The 1,028-nt window shown below is 53.1% G+C and carries 1 protein-coding gene; it reads right to left on the bottom strand.

Annotated features, from left to right (window positions below; all coding sequences use genetic code 11):
• On the bottom strand, positions 1-849 hold an 849-nt coding region (locus CSR02_RS13095; protein WP_099541952.1), incomplete at its 3' end, for a winged helix-turn-helix domain-containing protein.
• Between the last annotated feature and the right edge of the window lie 179 nt (positions 850-1,028).

Raw genomic sequence — 1,028 nt, 5'->3', positions numbered from 1 at the left:
GAATAATCGCCTTGCGGTGCGATGCGTGACTTCAACAATCAGACCGTCTGACAGAAATCGTTCCAGATAGATGTAAGCCGCTTTTAGAGATAACCCCAGTTCGTCCGAGAGGCGCGTTGCAGATATCAGTGGGTATGCGGCAAGGATATCTATGACCTTATTGGCACGCGATGTGCTTCTCTGGGCACCTGATTGCAAGCGTGCGTGACGCCAGCTTCGTTCGAGTGCACGCGTACGGTTTTCTACGGCCGTCATTTCATCATACAGACAGTTGAGGAAGCACGGGATCCATTCTGATGGTTCCCAAGGTGCATCCGCTATAAAAGCTCTGGCGCCAACAAGGGGAAGCGGAAAATGAAGGATATCCGTACGTCGCCAATGTCGGATCAAGGCTGCGCGCATCGGGGCACGGGCATGACCAGCTTCTACCCAGGCATGAAATGCAGTAGCAGCGCCAAGAAGAGGGCCTGATGCCTTGCTGTGTTCAGAAAGCCACCCTAGGGCGCTTTCTATCGCGTTGCGTTGTGCTTCATCTGGCTTAACGAGCCATTGGTATTGTGCAAAAGCAGCATGTGCCGCATCAACAGAGGACCCCCGCTCAAAGACATCAGAGCCGAGTGGTACCACTCTCAAGCCCTCAAGTTCGGCGGCAAGTCGCCATGGATCTATGAGGTGGCCATCGACAGCTGCACAGGCACGTGCGGCTTCAAGCCGTTCCCGAAAGAGGATGGCTGGGAGAAGAGGGTGATGACGGAGACGCTGATCAATGCGGCCGAATGCAATCGCCGTCTGGGTGAGGCTTTTATTCAGGTGTCCAGCTGAATGTTTGAGTGTTTCCGATCCAAACATGCTCAGACACAGCGGTTTGCATCGTCATAAACCTCATTGGCATCCCTGCGGCCAAGAGCGATGACTAATACAATGAGTTTTACCATCGTCCATCTGGTGCACCAGACGATACCCAGATGGGCGAAGCCTGATTTTGTAACAGCTTCGTAAGTCACCGGATAATTCGGCTGACAAAACAT

It is taken from the genome of Acetobacter pomorum (assembly GCF_002738225.1).
GTDB classification, from domain to species: Bacteria; Pseudomonadota; Alphaproteobacteria; order Acetobacterales; family Acetobacteraceae; genus Acetobacter; species Acetobacter pomorum.
The sequence above is the reverse complement of the archived record's forward strand: the minus strand, read 5'-3'. Positions and strand labels throughout refer to the sequence as shown.